Here is an 878-nt window from a genome sequence, read left to right on the forward strand (position 1 = left end):
AAACCCCACCAAGACTGTCTGACTTCGTCATGACGTCGAACCAGGTATCCAGCTAGATATGCAACGAGCAATAACTTCGCAGGTTCAGAAGGCTGGATATTAATGCCACCTAAGCCGATCCAGCGTGTACTACCATTAACGGTTTTTCCGATTCCGGGTAACAACACTAGCGCTAACAAGAACAAAGAAGCGCCGAGTAAATAAAAGGCATGTTTCTGCCAGAAACTAATCGGCATCATGAACACAATCGCGCCTGCAACCAAGCCAATCAATGCAAAAGCTGCATGACGTGTAAAATAGAAGAATGGGTCATTATTTCGCACATCTGCAACATCAATCGAAGCAGACGCAATCATAATTAAACCGATCAAAAGAAGGCTTAAAGCCGAAATAATGAGCCCTTTGTCGATCATCATTACAAACTGCAACTGCTGCTGATTTAACATTCCCGCATGAGTGCTCATAATTGGGCCACCTCATCCTTGAATGCTTGGCCACGCACTTCGAAATTCTTATACATATCGAAGCTTGCACATGCTGGCGAAAACAGCACTAAATCATTACTTTCTGCTGTGTCGCTTGCCAACTGAACAGCCGCCCTCAGCGTATCTACAATCGTAACAGGAAGGATTGATTCAACGGCTTCAGCAATTACATTCGCATCGACCCCAAAAGCGATAACCGAGCGTGTAAACTCTGTGACAGGTTTTTTGAGCTCATGAAGTGTCGCGCCTTTGGCGTCACCGCCAGCGATTAATATAACCTTTCCACCATCCGCCAATTGCGGGCCATACCCAGCAATCGCTGCGGCCGTTGCGCCACCGTTAGTGCCTTTAGAGTCATTAATAAAGGTCACGCCATTAAGCTGTCTCACCCAC

Annotated in this window: 2 protein-coding genes; both read right to left on the bottom strand. The window is 46.5% G+C overall.

All coding sequences use genetic code 11. The features are described from left to right. The coding region (locus A3738_RS05170) for an FtsW/RodA/SpoVE family cell cycle protein (RefSeq protein WP_197473608.1) at window positions 1–464 on the bottom strand (464 nt) is incomplete at its 3' end. Continuing rightward, window positions 461–878: glutamate ligase domain-containing protein (locus tag A3738_RS30605; RefSeq protein ID WP_369819770.1), on the bottom strand; the 418-nt coding region annotated here is incomplete at its 5' end. The genes A3738_RS05170 and A3738_RS30605, both read right to left, overlap by 4 nt.

The sequence above is a fragment of the Oleiphilus sp. HI0066 genome (assembly GCF_001635725.1).